Genomic DNA, 229 nt, shown 5'->3' on the forward strand with positions numbered 1-229 from the left:
GTCGCCACCCAGGCGACCCATGATGGTGGGCACGATGTCGATCTGGGTGCCCACGGTGTGGTCACGCTGGCCGAACTTTTCCTGGATGCCCGGAGCGATCATCAGCATGGGCACGTTGAAGCGCCCCAGGTCCATTTCGGTGATCTGCTGCTCGTTGCCGAAGCCATGGTCGCCCACCACCACGAACAGGGTTTCCTTGAAGTAAGGCTCCTTGCGCGCTTTCTCGAAG

The 229-nt window shown here is 61.1% G+C and carries 1 protein-coding gene; it reads right to left on the bottom strand.

The annotated features are described in order from the left end of the window. The coding region (locus SB756_RS36305; protein ID WP_410914096.1) for a sulfatase-like hydrolase/transferase at window positions 1–229 on the bottom strand (229 nt) is incomplete at both ends.

The sequence above is a fragment of the Pseudomonas sp. SIMBA_068 genome, assembly GCF_046534705.1.
GTDB classification, from domain to species: Bacteria; Pseudomonadota; Gammaproteobacteria; order Pseudomonadales; family Pseudomonadaceae; genus Aquipseudomonas; species Aquipseudomonas putida.